Annotated in this window: 15 protein-coding genes; 9 read left to right on the top strand and 6 right to left on the bottom strand. The window is 46.0% G+C overall.

Annotated elements, in window-relative coordinates; translation table 11 throughout:
• Positions 1–202: 202 nt before the first annotated feature.
• From leuC to leuD, 3 genes are all read left to right on the top strand, one after another.
• Entirely contained in the window at positions 203–1,606 is a 1,404-nt protein-coding gene (gene leuC, locus RLO19_RS12790; RefSeq protein WP_446356895.1) for a 3-isopropylmalate dehydratase large subunit, read from the top strand.
• Between the two features lie 311 nt (positions 1,607–1,917).
• Positions 1,918–2,295: a hypothetical protein gene (locus RLO19_RS12785; protein WP_446356893.1), complete on the top strand. Its 378-nt coding sequence runs from the start codon at positions 1,918–1,920 to the stop codon at positions 2,293–2,295.
• A gap of 290 nt (positions 2,296–2,585) precedes the next feature.
• Entirely contained in the window at positions 2,586–3,188 is a 603-nt protein-coding gene (gene leuD / locus RLO19_RS12780; RefSeq protein ID WP_446356891.1) for a 3-isopropylmalate dehydratase small subunit, read from the top strand.
• Positions 3,189–3,515: 327 nt separating this feature from the next.
• On the opposite strand, the gene RLO19_RS12775 is transcribed toward leuD, so the two are convergent.
• From RLO19_RS12775 to RLO19_RS12755, 5 genes are all read right to left on the bottom strand, one after another.
• Positions 3,516–3,869, bottom strand: a complete 354-nt coding sequence (locus RLO19_RS12775) for a hypothetical protein (RefSeq protein WP_446335614.1) — start codon at positions 3,867–3,869, stop codon at positions 3,516–3,518.
• Positions 3,870–4,181: 312 nt separating this feature from the next.
• Complete coding sequence (locus tag RLO19_RS12770) at positions 4,182–6,665, bottom strand: ATP-dependent Clp protease ATP-binding subunit (RefSeq protein WP_446356889.1); 2,484 nt, start codon at positions 6,663–6,665, stop codon at positions 4,182–4,184.
• A gap of 418 nt (positions 6,666–7,083) precedes the next feature.
• Complete coding sequence (locus RLO19_RS12765) at positions 7,084–7,605, bottom strand: hypothetical protein (RefSeq protein ID WP_446356887.1); 522 nt, start codon at positions 7,603–7,605, stop codon at positions 7,084–7,086.
• A 218-nt stretch (positions 7,606–7,823) separates the two neighbouring features.
• Entirely contained in the window at positions 7,824–9,101 is a 1,278-nt protein-coding gene (cbiE, locus tag RLO19_RS12760; protein ID WP_446356886.1) for a precorrin-6y C5,15-methyltransferase (decarboxylating) subunit CbiE, read from the bottom strand.
• 103 nt (positions 9,102–9,204) lie between these two features.
• The gene (locus RLO19_RS12755) at positions 9,205–9,825 is read right to left on the bottom strand and encodes a cobalt-precorrin-8X methylmutase (protein ID WP_446356884.1); all 621 of its coding nucleotides are present in this window, start codon (positions 9,823–9,825) and stop codon (positions 9,205–9,207) included.
• A 284-nt stretch (positions 9,826–10,109) separates the two neighbouring features.
• Here RLO19_RS12755 and RLO19_RS12750 point away from each other — a divergent pair, with 284 nt between their 5' ends.
• The 6 genes from RLO19_RS12750 (at position 10,110) to RLO19_RS12725 (ending at position 18,078) form a co-directional block, all read left to right on the top strand.
• Positions 10,110–10,265: a hypothetical protein gene (locus RLO19_RS12750; protein ID WP_446356883.1), complete on the top strand. Its 156-nt coding sequence runs from the start codon at positions 10,110–10,112 to the stop codon at positions 10,263–10,265.
• A 2-nt stretch (positions 10,266–10,267) separates the two neighbouring features.
• Complete coding sequence (locus RLO19_RS12745) at positions 10,268–11,272, top strand: glycerophosphodiester phosphodiesterase (protein WP_446356881.1); 1,005 nt, start codon at positions 10,268–10,270, stop codon at positions 11,270–11,272.
• Between the two features lie 765 nt (positions 11,273–12,037).
• A complete protein-coding gene (locus RLO19_RS12740; RefSeq protein ID WP_446356879.1) occupies positions 12,038–12,235 on the top strand; it encodes a hypothetical protein in 198 nt (65 codons plus the stop codon).
• Positions 12,236–12,342: 107 nt separating this feature from the next.
• Entirely contained in the window at positions 12,343–14,844 is a 2,502-nt protein-coding gene (locus RLO19_RS12735) for a two-partner secretion domain-containing protein (protein WP_446356877.1), read from the top strand.
• A 291-nt stretch (positions 14,845–15,135) separates the two neighbouring features.
• Positions 15,136–17,067, top strand: coding sequence for a CHASE2 domain-containing protein (locus RLO19_RS12730; protein ID WP_446356875.1), 1,932 nt, complete (start codon positions 15,136–15,138; stop codon positions 17,065–17,067).
• 156 nt (positions 17,068–17,223) lie between these two features.
• A complete protein-coding gene (locus tag RLO19_RS12725; protein WP_446356873.1) occupies positions 17,224–18,078 on the top strand; it encodes a DUF928 domain-containing protein in 855 nt (284 codons plus the stop codon).
• Between the two features lie 144 nt (positions 18,079–18,222).
• On the opposite strand, the gene RLO19_RS12720 is transcribed toward RLO19_RS12725, so the two are convergent.
• A complete protein-coding gene (locus RLO19_RS12720; RefSeq protein WP_446356871.1) occupies positions 18,223–20,817 on the bottom strand; it encodes a CHAT domain-containing protein in 2,595 nt (864 codons plus the stop codon).
• Between the last annotated feature and the right edge of the window lie 194 nt (positions 20,818–21,011).

The raw sequence follows: 21,011 nt of genomic DNA, 5'->3' as shown, positions 1-21,011 counted from the left end.
CATCACCGGATTTAGTTCCGGACTTTCTCGTTGCTGAAAGTACCCAACGTGGCATCGGCGGATGAAACGGGAAATCCCGTTCGCGTAAGCGTGGCGTAAGCCAAGACGAATAAAACCGTCCTTGTTTTTAGAAGTTGGAAGATCCAACTTCAGCGGATCTTGTTGGGGTACTTCAAATCCTATTTATAACGACCTTTTGCAAATGAGCGAGAGAACACTATTCGATAAAGTTTGGGACTACCACACCGTCGGTACTCTGCCTTCGGGTCAAACTCAACTATTTATTGGTTTACATTTAATCCACGAAGTCACCAGTCCCCAAGCCTTTGGGATGCTGCGCGAGAGGGAATTGAAGGTGCTGTATCCCGAACGCACGGTGGCGACTGTCGATCATATCGTTCCCACCGAAAACCAGGCGCGTCCCTTTGCTGATGTCTTAGCCGAGGAGATGATGCAGGTGTTGGAGCAAAGCTGTAAGGATTATGGGATTCGCTTCTATAATATAGGATCGGGGAATCAAGGGATTGTTCATGTGATTGCCCCAGAACAGGGATTAACCCAACCCGGAATGACCATCGCCTGCGGGGATTCCCATACTTCGACTCATGGCGCTTTTGGTGCGATCGCGTTAGGGATTGGTACGTCTCAAGTCCGTGATGTCCTCGCCTCTCAAACCCTAGCCCTGTCTAAACTCAAAGTTCGCAAAATTGAAGTGAATGGTAAACTCCCTCCTGGTGTTTACGCCAAGGATGTGATTTTACACATCATCCGCAAGTTAGGGGTCAAAGGTGGAGTTGGCTACGCTTATGAATATGCTGGCACGACCTTTGAGCAGATGACCATGGAAGAACGGATGACGGTGTGCAATATGTCCATTGAAGGCGGCGCCCGATGTGGTTATATTAATCCGGATCAGGTGACGTTTGACTATCTCAAAGGTCGAGATTTTGTGCCAAAAGGGGCAGATTGGGATAAAGCGGTGGAATGGTGGATGAGTATCCGTTCTGATGCCGATGCTGTTTATGATGATATCGTTACCTTTGATGCGGCTGAAATTGCGCCAACGGTGACGTGGGGAATTACACCGGGACAGGGAATTGCCGTAAATGAAGCGATTCCTTTGCCTGATAGTTTACCCGAATCGGAACGCGCGATCGCACAAGAAGCTTATCGTTATATGCAGCTTATCCCCGGTGCGCCGATTCAGGGAACCAAAGTGGATGTCTGTTTTATCGGAAGCTGCACCAATGGACGATTGACGGATTTACGCGAAGCCGCCCAATTTGCCCAAGGAAAGCGAGTCGCGGAAGGCGTTAAGGCATTTGTTGTCCCGGGTTCAGAACGAGTCAAAAAAGAAGCCGAAGCCGAAGGATTAGATAAAATCTTTGTAGAGGCGGGGTTTGAGTGGCGTGAACCGGGATGTTCCATGTGTTTGGCGATGAATCCCGATAAGTTACAAGGGGATCAGATTAGTGCATCCTCCTCGAACCGCAATTTTAAAGGGCGTCAAGGTTCAGCCACTGGACGCACTTTGTTGATGAGTCCAGTTATGGTAGTCGCGGCGGCGGTTAATGGGAAAGTTTCTGACGTTAGACAGTTATTGTGAGGCGTGGAACACCTAATTTGATTCATTAACCTTAATCCCGGAAACCGTAGGGGCGCACGGCGTGCGCCCGATTTAATCGTCAAATCTAATGCCACCATTTTAGCTGGGTCACGCCGCCATCGTGGGTAAGTATTATAACCCTAGAAACGCTTATATTAGAATTAGTTGCTTTTGCCCACCGAGCGAGTCATTGGGGGTGTATTACCAATTTTGCCAGATCTCAGTTAAAACGGGTTGAAATTAAAGTATAGTTAACCGTTTTAGCCGGAACTTGCGTTTCTGGCTTATGTTACAGCAACGGAGGGAATACTATGAATATCAGAGCGATCTCGCTTGCTACCATTCTCGGTTTATCTGCGCCGACAGTTACCGAGATTATGATTAAAACACCTGTCGTCGCCCAAGCCAGGGTTCCTCTGGGGACATTCGAGGGTGGTGAATGGTCGGTCACAATTAACTATAGCAACAACGCCCTCACTTACTACGGTACTAATCAACGAACCGGTGATAACTTGATCCTCAGAGGTGCGAAAGTACGGGGAAATCCTCAACGCCGTATTTATATTTGGCAAAACGGGGATTATCAGTATCAAGTTGCATGGCAACCCAATGATCCAAGAATTATTCGTCTTCAGGTATTCGATCCCGCAGGAAAAGAAATCCTCAATCGCCTTCTCTACGAAAATTAGGGATGAATGGCAGTAGGTGATAATATTAAGTAGGTTGGGTAAAAATGCCTTAACTCAATCTACTTATGCTGTTGATTATATATTCATGTCCAAGTTTTTTTGCCCAAACTTTAAAGATTAAATTTATGTTAAAAAGAACTTATATAGATAACTAAAGTTATCTAGTTAATTTTGAAATAAAGTTTGAAGATAACATTAGTCTATTTCTTGGAGTTAACGGTTCTGGTAAAACGGTTTTATTACATTAGTATGGAGATATATTTTGTTAGTAGAAAAAAAGGAGTGAATTCATGAGTCAAGTGAAAACCGTGTCAGGAAAAGGCGTTCCCGTTGTGGGTAATGATATTGATACCGACAGAATTATCCCCGCTCGCTATTTGCGCTGTGTTACCTTTGAAGGATTAGGAGACAAAGCCTTTGCCGATGACCGCGCCCAGGCAAAAGGGCAACATCCTTTTGACCGCCCTCAGTATCAAGGGGCAAATATTTTAGTGGTTAACGGTAACTTCGGCTGTGGTTCTTCGCGGGAACATGCGCCTCAAGCTTTGCAAAAATGGGGCATACAAGCCCTTGTCGGTGAAAGTTTTGCTGAAATCTTCTTTGGCAACTGTTTGGCAATGGGGGTTCCCTGTGTTACGGCTGAACCGGAAACCGTGAAGCAGTTACAGAGAATCCTGGAAGAGAATCCCCAAGCGCCGATAACGGTAGATTTAGAATCAATGGAGGTTCGCTGTGGTGACTTCCAAGTCTCTGTCTCAATGCCTGAAGGGGTACGGCAAACTCTGATTACAGGAACTTGGGATAGTTGCGGACAACTGGTGAAACAAGTTGAGCAAATTCGGGAGACAGCGATGAAGTTACCTTATCTGAAGTGGGATACAGCGACCGTATAGGATTGGCAGTGTCTCATCTGGTATAGTAGGCTTGTAGTCAGGGCTTTAGCCCTAGATGCTGCCCTAGTAACATGCGCCAACCCAACCTACTGGCTTGACACAGCTAAAATTGTGGAATAGATCTTACCATTGAATCGGGCGCACGCCATGCGCCCCTACAGTGTCCGGGCGTAATTCTAATTCATCAAATAAGGGGTGCCACGCTAGTAGGTAATACCCACTGCAAACTCATAAGATTTGAATTTTGATGTCTCTCTAGAAATTTTAGATTGCGCTGGCATAGTCTATCTCCTAGATTGTAGGGTGGGTAATACCCACCCTACTTCTTTAAGCCGCTTTTTTGAGTGGATTATTTAGCATCACATTGCCACTAACATCAACACTCAAATCTGTTCCTGGTACGTATCCTTTGAGCACCCACTGTTTATAGAGAGTAAATGAAGTAATTCTGTGAATTTCCTGCATGATGTCCGCAGGAATAAGGTTTTCAACAGCCCAAATAACTGAGTCTGGCTCAAACCAAATCACACGTTCAATACTGACAACCAACACAGCAGCAATATATTCAAGGGTCAGTTTGGTCGTTAAATCGGCAATCAGGGCTGCCCCAATTTGGCTGTTGCGAGTCATGATTGCTCTCGCCATCCGGTCAGCTTCTCGGTCGAATTCCAAAGAGTTCATACTTGGCTTTTGCTTTTTCTGCCTAGGATTTTCTGGTCTGGAGTCTGCACCAGAAAGTTACTGTTTTGCCAAGTATACCCAAAGATAGATGTCGGTTGGTATAAATTGTGTATCTTATTTTAAGAAAATCTTAAATATATATGGGGATGTGGGTAATGCATAGCAATCTTGGGAGAGGGGTTGGGGGGTGATATGATGTCCGCCTAAAGGAGGCAGAGCCTCCCAAAAGCATTCCCAGGCTCTGCCTGGGAACGAGACGACAGGAGGCAGAGCCTCCCTAAAAGCATTCCCAGGCTCTGCCTGGGAACGAGACTAGCCTACAGGTTGTAGCAACCGCGCTGGCGATTCACCCGGTAAAACCTTCACCTTACCATTCTCATCTACATCAACCACAGCGGTTTCTCCCTCAATGATCTGACTTGCTAACATGGCTTCGGCTAAACTATCTTCTAATAGCCGCATAATTGTCCGACGTAGCGGTCGCGCTCCATAACTGGGATCATACCCTTCTTCGACTAAACGCTCTTTGAACCGTTCCGTCACTTCTAGGTTAATTCCCTGTTCAACTAGGCGATTTGAAACTTCCACAAGTAGGAGATCGGCAATTTGCTTAATCTCGTCTCGCGTTAACTGACGGAAGACGATAATATCGTCAAGGCGATTGAGGAACTCTGGACGGAAATAGTCCTTGAGTTCATCATTCACTCGGCTGCGAATCCGGTTGTATTGAGATTCCGCCAGATTATCTGAGTCTTCAAACCCGAAACCACCGCCACCTTTTTCAATCACCCGCGAACCGATGTTCGAGGTCATGATAATCAGGGTGTTCTTGAAGTCTACGGTACGACCCTTAGCATCCGTCAAACGACCATCATCCAACAGTTGCAGGAGGCTATTGAAGACATCGGGGTGTGCTTTCTCGATTTCGTCAAACAGGAGTACCGTGTAGGGTTGACGCCGGACGGCTTCTGTGAGTTGACCGCCTTCGTCATAGCCGACAAATCCGGGAGGCGAACCGATTAGCTTGGAGACAGTGTGCCGGTCCATGTACTCGGACATATCCAAGCGAATCATCGCATCTTCTGACCCGAAGAAGTAAGCCGCCAGCGCTTTCGCCAGTTCTGTCTTACCAACTCCCGTAGGTCCTGAGAAGATAAAGCTAGCAATGGGTCGATTCGGGTCTTTTAACCCCACCCGCGCCCGTCGAATCGCTTTGGAGACGGCTGTAACGGCTTCTTCTTGACCAATTAATCGTTGGTGTAAGGTATCTTCCATGTGCAGCAGCAGGGCTGATTCGGATTCGGTCAGCTTGTTAACGGGTACACCTGTCCAGGAGGAGACAATGTGGGCAATATCTTGCTCATTCACCAGAGGCGTCTGTACGGGGGTATCTGCATCGGTTTCTTGTTGCAGAATCGCCTGTAGCTCCCCTTCTAGTTCCTGTTCGCGATCGCGCAATTGGGCGGCTTTCTCAAAGTCTTGGAGACGAACGGCTTCTTCTTTTTCTTTGGTCACCTGACGCAATTGACGCTTGATGTCTCGCGTGGCTGGGGAGGGCTGACAATGGATTAAATGCACACGACTTCCGGCTTCATCAATTAGGTCAATGGCTTTGTCCGGTAAGAAACGATCACTGATATAACGATCTGAGAGTTTCGCCGCCGCATCCAAAGCACTATCGGAGATTTCTACCCGGTGATGCTGTTCATAAGCATCCCGTAACCCCTGCAAAATTTCAATGGTTTCCTCAACCGAGGGTTCACCAACCATAATCGGTTGGAAACGGCGTTCTAGGGCGGCGTCTCGCTCAATATGCTTACGATATTCATCCAAGGTAGTCGCCCCTACACACTGGAGTTCACCCCGGGATAAAGCAGGTTTGAGGATATTTGCCGCATCTAATCCGCCTTCTATCGCCCCAGCACCGACTAAGGTATGGATTTCGTCAATCACCAGGATAATATTCCCCGCTTGACGAACTTCCGCCATTATATTCTTGATGCGTTCTTCAAAGTCACCCCGGAAACGGGTACCGGAAATCAGTGATCCGATATCCAAGCTGATGACCTGCTTATTTTCCAACAGTTCCGGCACATTTTTATCCGTAATCCGTTGTGCCAACCCTTCTGCGATCGCGGTTTTGCCAACCCCCGGTTCTCCCAATAATACGGGGTTATTCTTGGTTCGGCGTCCTAAAATCTGAATAATCCGTTCGATTTCCTTGACACGACCCACCATAGGGTCTAACTTACCTTCTGCGGCTAACTGGGTGAGATTCCTGCCAAACTCTTCCAAGGTGGCGGACTTTGATGTGCCGCCCATCATCGAAGTCCCTGGTCCTCTAGCGCTTGCAGCCGCCGCTACTTCGCCGATAGCTTGAATCAGTTTAGTGCGGGCAGTTGCTGAGTTGACGCCTAAACTTTGCAACACTTTACCCGCGACGCTGTCGCTGTCTTGCAGAATGGCGAGTAACAAATGCTCTGGACCGATATAATTATGTCCTAGTTGTCGAGCTTCTTTAAAGGAGAGCTCAAACAGGCGTTTGGCTTTGGGAGTGAAGGGAATTTCAGCCGGAACAAAGCCTGAGCCGCGACCAATAATTCGTTCTACGACTTTCCGGGTCGATTCTAGGGTGATGTCCATCTCTTTGAGGACAATTGCGGCTACACTGGTTCCTTCTCGCAGCAATCCCAAGAGGATTTGCTCTGTTCCCACGAGGTTATGTCCCAGGCGACGGGCTTCCTCTTGGGCGAGCATAATAGATTTGATAGCTCTGTCTGTAAAATGTTCAAACATGATGGGTTTCCTTTACCGAAGGGTTTATGACGTGGTGATAGTGATATACTAATCACCATTTTTGTAAATTTTTATGTACGTTACATTAACACTCTACCTCTGTATGATTTACTCCATCAGTGGGCAGAACCGTAATGGTTGGGTGTAGTTGCCGTCTACAGGGGATTTCAGGGAATTTAAATTAAGTTTTGAAGATGGCGTCCCTTTCTACCCATCTATACTTAGTTTGTTCTATTGGTCAACCGTATTGGGGATTGGGGATTAGGAATTGACGGTTGGGGGTTGGGTGAAGCATTCGCGTTGGGATTTGAGTAGAAAACCGATAAATTGGGGCGCGAATGCTTCACCCCTACGAATGAATTATCTCCCTCATCTCCCAGACGTTCCAGCGCATTTTGAAGCCTAACGGTTACTTGATTTAATCCGACTGTTTAACCACTTGCTTTAACCCTTTCTTCCAGTCGGCGGCTTTCTGGGGGTTGGGATAAGTGCCAATCAGTTCTCTTAATTCGGTTTGCTGTTTCTGTTTGAGTTCAGATTTAGTGCGATTTCCCAGGAGACAGATGGCGCGTTGTAGACTATCTTTATCACCAGGAACTTTTGGTGGTAAGTCTACCGTAAAGGTGGGATGTGGTTTTTGGGACGATGATTTGATGCTGGTTATGGCGGGGAGACTGGCGGGGAGAGGGGAGAGATCAACGGGATTAATGTAACCATAACCGCCTTTTTTGTCGGTGAAACAGAGTCGGGGAATTCCTTTTCTTTGTGTTCCATCCAGTCTGCCAATTCTACCTCTATATTTGTGTTTGTTTGAATTGGCGGGATCAACAATACACATATCACCGGGATACAAGGTATAGTTCTCCGTGGTCATTTTGCCGTTATCGGAGCTTCCGGTACAGTGTTTTCCGTGGTTGAGATAAACTGTAACTCGCTTCATGTGACTGATTACAGACGTAGCATGGCACGTCTCTACATAATCTACGACTTAGGAATCCGGGCTGGTTTTGTGGTTCAGTTGTTAGTAACCCGTTTTAACGTAATCGCGGAAGTGCTCACATAGGAGCGAAGCAAGGTGGGGTACTTCACTATACAGCCCTCACCCCCAGCTTCCCCAGCTTCCTCTGCTTCCCCTGCTCTCTACCCCCACCACAATACTTATTCAGCAACCCCTATTGTATCCGGTGGGATGGCTCTAATAATCGTCACCGGATTCAGGGGGGTAAAACGGGTGAGTTGAGCGACGGGAATGGAACGGGAAAGCTGAACCTGTAACAATCGATATGTCCAACCGCGATCGCTAAACCAATTGAGTGCCTGATTTAGATGTTCTAAGGTTGCCAAGGCTAACACGACTATTCCATTATCCACCAGTTGCGCCTGCGTCCGATCTAAAATTGCTAACAAGTTTCCTCCACTTCCGCCAATAAAAACACGCTGGGGTGTGGGTAGCTGTGACAAAATATCCGGTGCTGTACCATAGATAGAGGTAACATTCGTAACCTGTAAACGACGGCAATTTTGTTCAATTAAAGCCGTTCCCATCGCCGTTTTTTCGATAGCATAGACTTGAGACGTCGGCGATAATCGGGCAATTTCAATAGACACTGAACCTGTTCCGGCACCAATATCCCAGATAATTTGTTCGGGTTGTAGGGATAGTTCTGCTAAAATCAGGGTACGGATTTCCCGCTTGGTCATTAAACCGGGGCGATCGCGAAAACTGGCAAAGCTGTGATCCGATACCCCTAAAATGGGTAATGTGGTGACATCTATAGGGGTATCACTGGGTTCAGGCTGACGCAGGAGAATCACGACATTCAGAGGCGCGATCGCTTCTAAGTGTACCGCATCCACAGGCAAACACCTCACTCGTTCATCGGTTCCACCTAAGTTTTCACACAGCCAAAACTGGTAATCACCAGGTAAATCCAGATCAAATAACAGGTTGGCGATCGCACTCGGCGTATTTATTTTATCCGTAAGCACGGCAATTTTTTCCGTCCCCTGTTGTAGCGCTTGGGTTAACCTTTCTAAAGAACGCCCGTGACTACTAATCGTCACCGCATCCTGCCAAGGGACTTTAACCCGACTAAATGCTAATTGTACCGCACTGACATGGGGATGAAACGTGAGGTGTTCTCGTGGCAATTCGGCTAATAATAAACGTCCCAAGCCAAAAAACAATGGATCACCACTTACTAACACAATGATACAGCAATTTTGGTCATTCTTTGCCAACTGACGACGAATCTCGCGGATCACTGGAGTCAAATCGCCCAAAACCAGGCGGGGTGCGGGATGATCAGGGAAGTAACTCAGGACGCGATCGCTCCCTACTAACAGAGTCGCCCGTTCTACTAATTGTCGCACGGATTCTGTGAGTCCCGCCGCACCATCTAAACCGATTCCGACTACATGAATATCATTGGTCATTGGTTATTTGTTATTAATATTTTATGTAGTTCGTAGTAGGCACGAAGCCTGCCAAAAGCGAAGACAGCGCTTACTACAAACGCTTAATTCAACAACATTCGAGTTAAGTTTCCGAATTTTCCCAGGCTAAGACCATTAAAGCATTAAGAATCGCCGCCACGACAGGAGAACCCCCTTTGCGCCCATTAATCCGAATTTGCGGAACTAGAGTTTTTGCTAAAGCCTCTTTTGCTTCCAAGACAGAAATAAATCCTACAGGTGCGCCAATAACTAAAGCTGGTTTTACCGAAGATTGTTGTAACTCAGCACATAATGCTAAGAGTGCAGTCGGTGCATTACCAAAGACATAAATTGCTTCAGGAAACTGACGATAACAGGTTAATAAACCCGTTTCCGTGCGAGTCTTACCAGGAAGCGCCACAGATGCTTGTTCAACCGCCGCTATTACCGGATTCCTGAAGGTTTTGCCCACCATTCCAGTAATTCCCTGTTTAACCATACCCACATCAGTAATAATCGGGGTTTTATTTTGGATAGCCGTAATTCCGGATGCAATTGCCTCTGGACTAAAATGAATTAGTTTAGCAAATTCAAAATCCGCCGTACTGTGAATCATCCGCCGGACAATAGCATATTCATCAGGAGTAAACTTATGTTTGCCAATTTCTTGGTCAATGATAGCGAAACTTTGCTCTAGAATTGGATGATTTAGCGGATTCCTCATAACTGCATTTAATTAACTTGTTCAATTATCCACTCTGGCTTTGCCCTAGGGCAAGTCGTTCAGTTATTCACAGTTCTTTAAGTCAATCAATCTCTCTATTCTTAGTCAAATTAAGTAGCTTGGTAGAAACAAACTAAACTACATTAATTTCTATAAATAGAGGAGGGTCAATTGCTAAAACTATTACGGAGTGGGGCTTCATGCTTCATATAGTACATTTGCACAGGGGAAACTTCACTCCAATATCTGGCACAATAGCGTAGGGATGAAATTTATGGGTGAATATGGCGACTTATTTAGTGACAGGTGCGAACCGAGGTATCGGCTTAGAGTTTTGCCGACAGCTAACCGAACGAGGAGAAACGGCGATCGGGGTTTGTCGCCAAACGTCTGAAGCTCTGTTGAGTTGGATAATTAATATAATAACGGACATAATATAAGGATGCGATCGCGTGACAACATTTCCCGTCCTTTGGTGATTGCTCACCGAGGCGCAAGTGGCTATCGTCCCGAACATACCCTCGCTGCTTATGAATTAGCGATGCAGATGGGGGCGGATTACATTGAGCCCGATTTGGTGATGACACAGGATGGGGTATTGGTAGCGCGTCACGAGAACGAAATCTCTAGTACCACAGATGTGGCGACTCGTCCAGAATTTCGCGATCGCCAAACCACTAAAATGATTGATGGGCAAACTATCAACGGTTGGTTTACTGAAGACTTTACTCTCGCTGAACTAAAAACCCTACGAGTCAAAGAACGATTACCTCACCTGCGTTCGACAGAATTTGATGGCTTGTTTGATATTCCTACCCTGGTAGAAATTCTGGAACTCCTCCAACGCCAAAATGCTGCAACTGGACACAGGATTGGCATTTATCCGGAAACTAAGCATCCCACCTACTTTAACGCGATCGGACTCTCGCTAGAAGAACCATTGGTAAATATCCTCAACCAGTACGGTTGGTGCGATCGCAACTCTCCTGTGTTCATTCAATCCTTTGAAACGGCGAACTTGAAAGCGCTCAAGCAGATGACGGATGTATCTTTAGTCCAGTTAGTGAATGACATCGGTCAACCCTACGATTTTATCGCTCATCCTCAACAGTGTGACAATAGCAGTCGGATGTATCGAGATCTAGTAACGCCTCAGGGATTAAGGGAAATTGCTGATTATGCCGATGCGATCGGCGTTAACAAACGTCTGATTGTACCCACAGGAGCGGATGGTTACTTATTACCCCCCACCTCGTTGCTAGATGAGGCTCATGCTCAGGGTTTGCAGGTTCATGGCTGGACATTCCGCAATGAAGAGGTTTTTCTCGCCCCAGACTATCAAGGTAATCCTGAGTTGGAGTATCAGCAATTCTATCGCCTGGGAATTGACGCACTATTCAGTGACTTCCCCGACACAGCGCTTCAGGTTTCTCGATCATCGGTGTAATATCAAGTCCGCCTAAACAAGTAAAAATACTTACCGACGACCCAGCTTTTATGAAATGTGAAGCTAAAGAATGTGAATAACTCTATAGTAACTTTGATGTTACGAATTATTGCGTCACACTTCTTAACATAAGCAAATCTTACATTACAATTCTTAGCATAGACTAACTTGGTTAAAAAACTCTGACGAGAGAATAAAACTCACCCCTTCTATCATCAGGGTTTCACTGTGGCAACTCTCACACAGAGAATCAATAGCACCCACTTTGAGGGAAAGAGAAAGTCGCCCTCCGGATCAACGAATAATTTAACCTGATTCAACTGATAGCCATAACTTAAACACCACTAAACCTAGGACGTATTTCAACTGTATTTCGGTTTAACTACAGTCATAGTCGCTAGTCTACAGTTTTGTGTATTACGTTTAATGTCCTCTAATCTTGAAACTTCGGTGTATCCCTTAACCCGGAACTTCTGTGAAGAAAACTTAAAGCATAAGATGTACTTATTAAGGTGGTATGAACTCTCAATGAAGCTTTGATAAAGATCACCGATTCTGTCTTTTCTCTTGGTATAGTTTAATTATAGGGCAGTGGCAGAAAAAGATTTCTCTCAAACTTCTACTAATCGGGTGCGCCACTAACAGGGTAAATCCAAGAACTGAATAAAAAGTCTCTGATAAGAGCAATTTATCTCTCAAAATTTTAGGGCTAGGTGAAGAAACACCCAGTTCAAAGGCTCGTACATCTACTCGGAGAAAGGAAAAATGAAACTCGTTGCATCTACCGCGATCGCTCTCAGTCTAACATTTTCTACTCAAGTTGGCGCAGCTCCTGTTTCTGCTAATGCCACCATGGAGAATAGGGTCAGGCAAGACCAGCCTGTGAGTCCTCAACAGCAGATAGAGGATACGACTACCTCAGATTTTCTGCGTTGTTGGGGAACCTGGTTCTGTACGTCGTAGATGTGGATAAATTTTTTGTGGTGTTGGTGAAGATAATCAGAGATTATTGAAACCTTAGTAGGGTTTTGAGTTGTTAAACTTTTATTAGTAACCCCTAAGGTACTTGTATGAAACGATACCGCTACCCATTCTGGCTACTTCAAATTTTTCCCTATTGCTTTTTAATTGCAGTCAACTCCGTTCAAGGGCAAATTGCCCCAGATGGGACATTACCCACAAATGTTAATAGTTCTGACAATCTTCAATTCACTATTACTGGAGGTAGCCAAGCCGGAGAAAACCTTTTCCATAGCTTTGATAAGTTTTCAGTGCCGACGGGTGGAGCAGCTTTGTTTGACAACACCTCTACTGTCCAAAACATTATCAGCCGTGTGACCGGGGATTCAATCTCGAACATTGATGGTTTACTCAAAGCGCAAGGTAATGCTAATTTATTTCTCCTCAATCCCAATGGCATTATCTTTGGTGCTGAAGCTGCCCTAGATTTGGGTGGTTCTTTTATTGCCAGCACAGCCGATAGTGTAAAATTTGCCGATGGCACAGAGTTCAGTGCCACTAACCCTTCAGCCTCATCGCTGCTTACCGTCAGTGTTCCTGTAGGGCTGCAATTTGGAAACTCTCTTGGACGGATTATCAACCGCTCTCAAGCAAGTCGGGGTGATCTGCAGGAACAGATTAGTGGTAACGCAACTCCTGCGGGTTTGCGAGTGGATGCAGATAAAAGCTTAGCACTTGTAGGCGGTGAAGTTATCCTAGAAGGTGGAAATCTAACAGCACCAAGTGGGCGGATCGAAGTAGGAAGCGTGGGTAACAAGAGTACAGTTACCTTGAACCCAACGAACCAAGGTTTGACTTTAAGCTATGAGAGCGTTGAGAATTTTCAAGATATTCATCTATCTAAAACAGCTATCATTGATGTAACTGATCTGAGTCCTTTGCCTTTTTTTAATAGTGGAGATATCGGTAGTGGTGATATCCAAATACAAGGCAGACATATAACACTGACTGATGGTTCACAAATTTCTTCTTCCACGTTTGGGTCAATCCCAGCCGGAACAATAGTTGTGACTGCCTCAGAATCAGTAGAACTGAGTGGATTTTCAGATATTCTGGGGTCTACCAGCATAAACACTATCACGGGAAATGACGGCAATGCAGGAGATATAAAAGTTCATACTAGGCGGCTAATCGTCCGGGATGGAGCAGGAATATCTACAAGTTCATTTCCATTAATCAAAGGTTCTGTTAGTACAGGTCGCAGTGGTAACTTAACTATAACTGCTTCGGAGTCAATCCAAATACGCGGTAGTTCTCCAGTTGTTGGCTCAAGTGAATTACAGGTTCAAACTTCCACCAATGGAGATGCGGGAAATTTAGAGATTACTACAGCACGGCTAATTATTGAGGATGGGGGAAAACTAACAGCAGCGACATCTGATGCGGGTCAGGGAGGAACGATAACAATCAATGCCTCGGATTCTGTGGCAATTATGGGTACAGGTATTGGTATGGAAGGTCAGATCAATCCCAGTAGTTTAGAAGCTTCAAGTCAAGGAACAGGCGATGCGGGAAACTTAGCGATTACCACCAATAACTTGAGACTCCGAGATGGAGGAATTGTATCAGCTGCGACCTCCGGTGCAGGTCAGGGTGGAAGGTTGACGGTAAGCGCCTCAGATACTGTAGACGTTATTGGTAATGGTTTAGGAGAAGATGGCCAGGTTATTCCTAGCCGATTGGAAGTTTCCAGTGAAGGAACGGGTGATGCAGGAAATTTAGCTATTACTACCAATAACCTAAGACTCCGAGATGGCGGAGAAATCAGGGCAACCTCAGATCAAGCAGGAGGAGGTGACATCGACATCACGGCTGAAGATATTCATCTACGCAACGGTAGCTTAATCAGTACCAGCGTTTTTGAGAGTATCGGTGGCGGCGGCAATATTACGATTAACTCCGATGTCTTTATCGCTCTAGAAGATAGTGACATTCTGGCAAATGCCTTTGATGGCAGGGGGGGTAATATTGAGATTGTCTCTCCCGTGTTTCTGGCAGACCTTTTCTCCAGTGGTCAAGCAACAGCCGTAGGTCGCAACCCAGGTTCCTTTGAACCATTTCGTGGGAATGATCGAGTGGATATCTCAGTCGAGGCATTAGGTACGAGTTCCACGGCGACATCTGGTAGCTTATCAGTATCTTCTCTGAGCTTGGATCAAAATTCTATCTCGTCCCTGTCCACTAATTTTGTCCCTCCAGAGCAAGTAATTGCCGATAGTTGCCTTACCCACCGCAATAAGGAGCAAGGTAGCTTTATCGTGACGGGTACGGGTGGTTTACCGAATACCCCCTATGATCCACTACAGGGTCGCTATACTGTCACTCAGGTTCAGGGAATTACTGGCGATGGGGGACAACAAGCGACTGCACTAACTGTCAATTCCCCATCCTCAACCCCCAGTTTCTGGAAACCTGGTGACCCAATTCAAGAAGCTCAAGGTATGATGGTAACGTCTGATGGACGTATCATAGTGGGTACTGCTCCTGAACTGGTGGCGATGATTAACGCTGATGATTTAATCTGCTATCAGGCTGCATCACAAGAAGAATAGCGAGTCCCCTAATAGCAGTTCGCTCAGGAATAATTATTCCAAAACAGTATTTATCGAGGGCGAATTTAAAGTTTCAATAATAATTTATTCCTTAAAACCTAATTTTTCGGTTCCCATTACTTCACCCTTGAATAAGGTAAAGTGAAAGAGCTAGTGCAGCGCCGCTTCAAACATCTACCCGTTAACAAGCTTGCGAAAAAGCAGATACCCTAAACAAGTGCAGCCATCTGCCATCTGCCATCTGCCTTTTTGTACTAGCCTTCTAACCATCAAGGAGCGCACGGACATAGGATGTGGAAAGAACTGAGACAAAAAATTTGGGCAGGGCGAGGTGTCTGGACTGTTGCTCCTGGTGTAGCTGGACTCGTTATCTTATTACGGCTGCTCGGCTTTTTACAGGCTTGGGAATGGGCAACTCTTGACCAATACTTTCGCTGGCGTCCACGAGAACCTGTCGATGAACGAATCCTGATTGTGGGAATTAGTGAGACAGATCTAAAAAAGGTCGGACAGTGGCCCATTCCTGATTCTGTCCTGGCTAAACTGCTCAAAACCATAAAAGCTCAAAACCCCAGAGTGATTGGTCTTGACCTTTATCGAGATTTACCTGTTTTGCCCGGTCAGAACGAATTGATCAAAGTTTTGGAAACAACTCCAAATTTAATCGGTATAGAAAAAATTAATCAGCAAGATTCTAGCGCCAGTGTAGCTCCCCCACCGATGTTAGACCAAAAAGGACAAGTGGGGTTTAATAACGTGGTGGTCGATGCGGATGGCAAGCTGCGTCGAGGGTTGCTTTATATGGTTAAAAACGATCAACCCACTGTCTCGTTTAGCATGAGACTGGCGTTAATGTATTTAGAAGCGCAAAATATCATAGCTCAACCGTCACAAACGAATCCCCACATTTTTCATTTAGGGAAGGGAACATTTCAACCTTTTTCAGCCAATGACGGCGGTTATGTTAGCGCAGATGACGGGGGTTACCAGATTTTGCTAAACTATAGGGGTCCGGCGCGTACCTTTTCCAGGGTGTCATTGACAGAGGTACTCGAAGATCGGATACAACCAGACTTAATGCGCGATCGCCTCGTTTTAATTGGGGCAACGGCAACTAGCCTGAATGATTTCTTCTACACCCCTTATAGTGGTGATAAAATTGCCACCCAAGAGCGCACACCTGGGATAGAAGCTCAGGCTAACATAATTAGTCAATTGCTCAGTTCAGCCTTAGACGGACGTTCTGGACTCAAAACTTGGTCCGAACCTATCGAGGTGGTCTGGATTTTCCTCTGGTCTTTAACGGGTGCAACCCTGTGTTGGGTTTTGCGAGATGCTGGAGGTTTGGCTAAATTACTGCCGCGTTGGACACTAATCAGCCTTTTGTTCGCGCTGGCAGGTTTGGTGGGGAGCAGCTACTTAGCCTTTATCATCAGCAGTTGGTGGATTCCTGTAATTCCTCCCGCCTTGGCTTTATTGGGTGCCGCTACAGCAACTACGGGGTACATCGCCAACTTCGAGCGTGAAGAGCGACACACCGTTATGAATTTATTCGGTCGCCATGTAACGAAGCAAATCGCCGAAGCAATTTGGCGCGATCGCGAACAACTTCTCAAAGAAGGACGTCTACGTGGTCAGAAAATGACGGCGACGGTTCTGTTCTCAGACCTCAAAGGGTTTAGTACAGTAGCAGAAAATATGAGTTCGGAAGTGCTTATGGCTTGGCTGAACCAATATATGGATGCTATGGCTGGGACGGTGCTAGACCATGGCGGTGTTGTGGATAAGTTTATCGGAGATGCGGTGATGGCTGTGTTTGGCGTGCCGATTAAACGCACGACATCCGAGGAAATTGCTCAAGATGCTATAGCCGCCGTCAACTGTGCTTTAGCCATGGCACAGAAACTGCAAACCCTCAATCAAGAGTGGCAACGTCAAGGCTATCCCCAAACAGCGATGCGCGTGGGAATTGCTACAGGAGATGTCGTCACAGGTAGCTTGGGAAACTCTCAAAGACTCGACTATACCACCCTAGGAGATAGCGTGAATGTCGCGGCTCGATTAGAAAGTTACGATAAAACTCTAGATGGGGGAATTTGCCGGATTTTAATCAATGAAGAAACCTATCAGCATCTGCAAAATCAATTCCCCACGAAACAAATCGGTCAGGTGAGACTCAAAGGGCGCGAACAGTTAACCGCAATTTATCAAATTTTGCTGTAGTTGTTCAAAATGCCCTGTATAATGATTTAGATTTTGCCAGCAAAGAGCGCTATTGAGTCTAAAATTCTTCAGGCAAAATTTTTCAACAGCTAGAGTAGGTGCATCACATCCAAAACCTTTGTCAAAAGACCCTTATGAAACGAAGGACCTAATCTCATGAACACTACTCGGCAAAAATTAGTAACCATCATTGCCGGGACAGCTTCAATTGTTTCCCTGCAAATGTTCGGCTTTTTAGATCTACCTGAACCCCGGATTTTTCAGTCGTCAAAAAAATTAGAAGTTCTGACCTCGACCTGGAAAGATCTACCCGCCAATGCGGAGTTAAAATCAACGTCAACCAATCGTGCGTCTAAACAATATATACCACCCGTGGCAAGTAATCCACGGCGGACGATTGGGTCGGGTTCACGCGGCTGTAGCCAATCGTTAACCAACGATTTAGTGACGTTATTAATCCCATCGGAGGATTATGCTGGACAAACCACATCGGGTCATCCTACCTTTTTCTGGCACTTATCACAGCCTGTCTCTGTACCCATGCGGTTTGCTCTAGTGGAACCTGGAGTTCCTGAACCGCTATTTGAGAAACAGATTGACTCTCCCCAGATGGGAATGATGCAGTTGCAACTTCCCAAAGACCGACCTGAACTGCAAACCGGACGAACCTATAAATGGTCAGTAACTCTGATCTGTAATACCAAGCGTCCGTCAGCCAATCCCGTATTTATTAGCTGGATTGAGCGTGTACGCACACCAGGGGTTTTAGAACAACAACTGCCATCGACTCCTCCTCTCAAGAGCAATGTGCCAACACAGGTGTGGCGCGATCGCGCTTGGAGCTATGCTGAATCTGGGCTTTGGTACGATGCCTTAGCGGCAATGTCCAACGTGCCAACGGCTAATTCCCATGAGCTAGCCACCAACGATGATTTTCTGGCTCTGCTTGAGCAAGTTGGTTTGACTCAAGTGACCCAGCAAGAACGGCTTAATGTTGCCATAAGACCATAAACATTCAAATGGACAGCCCACTAGCTTCGAGTAGGTCTTATGTAACGGAAAGCGGGTAGAGCGTGAACATTAGTGCAATACCGGGAGTAGGGATAAATGGTGTATCCCTACTCCCTCTTTTGAGTTCAATTGAGCAAGCCCTAACTAATTCCAATTCCCAATCAGAATAAACGGCGACCAAACCGCAGGATGATTATAGTTGACATTAGAGATCATCTGAAGCTGCGCCTGTCTTAACGCTTCTGCCCGGGTGATGTCAGGTTGGCTCAGTTGGCGATAAAATTCGGCAATCAGCGGTACAGTCGCTTCATCATTGATATACCACAGCGTCGCTAAAGCACTCTCGACACCCGCTCGAACAGCGACACCTGCAATTCCTAACGCTGAGCGATTGTTACCCGTCGCCGTTTGGCAAGCACTCAAGGTGAGGAGTTTCACCGCTTCTTGACGACCGCGAGAACGCAATAAATTGTCGAGTTCTTCAATACTAATTTGTTGATCATAACCCAGTAGAAATGTACTCTGGGAATCGACACCAAACTTGCCATGGGTTGCCATGTGAACAACGGGAAAATTTTTGCGTCTTAGTTTTGCTTGCAAGTTCGAGAATGTAAATTCCTGATCAATTAACTCAGTCCCGCCTAATATTTCTTCGACCGCCTTTAGCTCAGCTTTTACATTCGTGAGGGCGGAAAATGGAGGTCTAGCAACCGTTAAACCCATACTCAACACACTTAAGTGATTGTGATCTAGCGGTTGACTCGTAGTCAATGACAGACTCGGGGTAATCGCAATGGGATACTTCTCAATCAAAAACTTTTGACCATCATGCAGCGCACTCATGGGTATCTGACGCAAGACGCCATCGTTGATGAAGACTAAAGTCTTGGGTTGCATGAGAGCTAAATCGGCTTCCAGAGGACGAATCAGCAGATTATAAATTTCTTTCGCTTGGAAGATATATTGCTCTGTGGTTCGCAGTTCGAGAAAGTAGCGTAGCTGCTCAATCTCGGCTTCCATATCTTCTTTACTGATGGGGATAGGATAGTTTTTCAGGGAACCATCAGGCGAGCGCAGGATCATTTCGGTGCGATCATTCAAAATGATCGAGTAGATGACAGCCGCATTAGCATCGGCTAATCCTTTCTCATTTTGGGCTTTGTCTTTCGCTACTTGCACACATTCATCGCCGAAAAAGTTTTCCAACTCTGCTAGTTTAAGCAGTTCGACGATATCGATGACTTTTTTCAGGGGTGAGGCTGCTACCGGGGAATTAGGATCGCTCAAATCGCCACTGGAAGCATTCAGGAGCAAATCAATCAATTCCCGATAAACGGGTTCAACCTGTTCCCGGAAATCCAGTTGTAACTCTTTATTGGTAACTAAATCGCCGCGAATGTTTTGCAGCGTCGCGATTGCTTGTTCATAAGCGGAAATGGCTTGAGTGGTGGCTCCTCTAGCTTTCAGCATCCGCCCTGCTTGCCATTGCCAGCGATACAAACTATCGGATGATTGAATTTGCTGGGCTCTAAATTCCGCTTGGCGAGTCAACTCCATCGCCGTGCTGTAGTCTCCGGCTGATTCATACAATTGTCCTAAGCTCCCTAGGGCGAAGGATTGAGCTTTAGCATCGCCAATCTTTTGAGCAACCATTATGGCTTGGCTCAAAAGCTGGAGCGACTCCTGTGTCGAAGCCTCTGATTCGATACGTTGAAAACTCTGTGCTAGGTTAATCAACGTATAGGCTTTCTGTCGCGAATCGGGTATTCTAACTAGGAGTTCTCTGACTCGTTGCCAATTCGTCTGGAGAAATTCTTGATCAGCACTACTCAATGGTTGGGCTGAATTGTTACCAACATTGACTAGATGACGACTAATCACCCAGCGATTTAAATTCATTAAGGCTTTAATTTCGGTCAAACTCTCTAAGGCTTGAGCCGTTTGTAGACTTTGCTCAAAGAATGTTCTTGCTTGGGTCCAATCCTGAATCGCTTCTTGGGTTAAGCGCGTTGTCTGTTCAATATCTCCTTCTAACTCAGCCACCTGCGCCTGATAACTATACCGGGTGGCTTGGCTCATGTAAACATTCCCCAAGTTATTCAAAGCTGTGGCGATAAAGCTGGTATTATTCAATTCGCGGGCAATTTTTAGGCTACGTTTGTGGGCAGAGAGCGCCTGATCATAGTTTCCCAAACTCCAGTGGGCATTGCCTAAAGCGCCCTGAGCGGCTGCTTCCGTTAAGGGATCTGGGTATTTAGTGGTGAGTTCAATGGCTGACTCTAAGAGAGTAATCGCTCGCGGATGCTGTCCCAAATCATTGTAGGTTTGGGCTTGTTCGGTTAATAGTCCCGCGATCTGTTTGCGGTTTTCTGCATCGGGGAAAGCCTGGTAAATTTGGATCGCCTTTTCCCAGTGCGCGATCGCCTGAGCTAGTTCCCCCATTTGCCGATAAGCTAAAGCTAGGTTATTGTGAACAATTGCTCTATCTTTTTCGTCGGTGATTTGAGGTAGGGCTTGTTCCCAAAAGGTAATGGCTTGGGCAAATTCTCCGATTTGATAGGATTCAATTCCCTTGGACACGAGCTGTTTTTCAGCAGTCGGTGTGAGCAATTGCTGCTGTTGAATTTCTGTTGCGGATTCGGCTTGCCCAGTAAACCAGGGATGAAAGCTGATACAAAAGACAAGGCTGGCTAAGGATAATCCAATAAATCGACGCCAAAGCTGCCAACCGTGGGACATTTTTCGGAACAACGATAACGATTAACTCTATTTTAGGAAATTTCCACCGGAACTGGGTGGTCTAAATTTGAGGAGCTCAGGGTTTCTCAACGTGCAAAAACAGGGGACAATTAGTCTCCGCAAGCTGCTACTATATTGTATTTCTTCCGGTAAGTGATGATAAAACCAGAACAAGAAATAAAAGAATATTACTT

Origin of the sequence: Coleofasciculus sp. G2-EDA-02, from assembly GCF_040226375.1 — a bacterium.
Classification (GTDB): Bacteria; Cyanobacteriota; Cyanobacteriia; order Cyanobacteriales; family Coleofasciculaceae; genus Coleofasciculus.
This window is presented reverse-complemented; position numbering and strand designations above follow the sequence as displayed.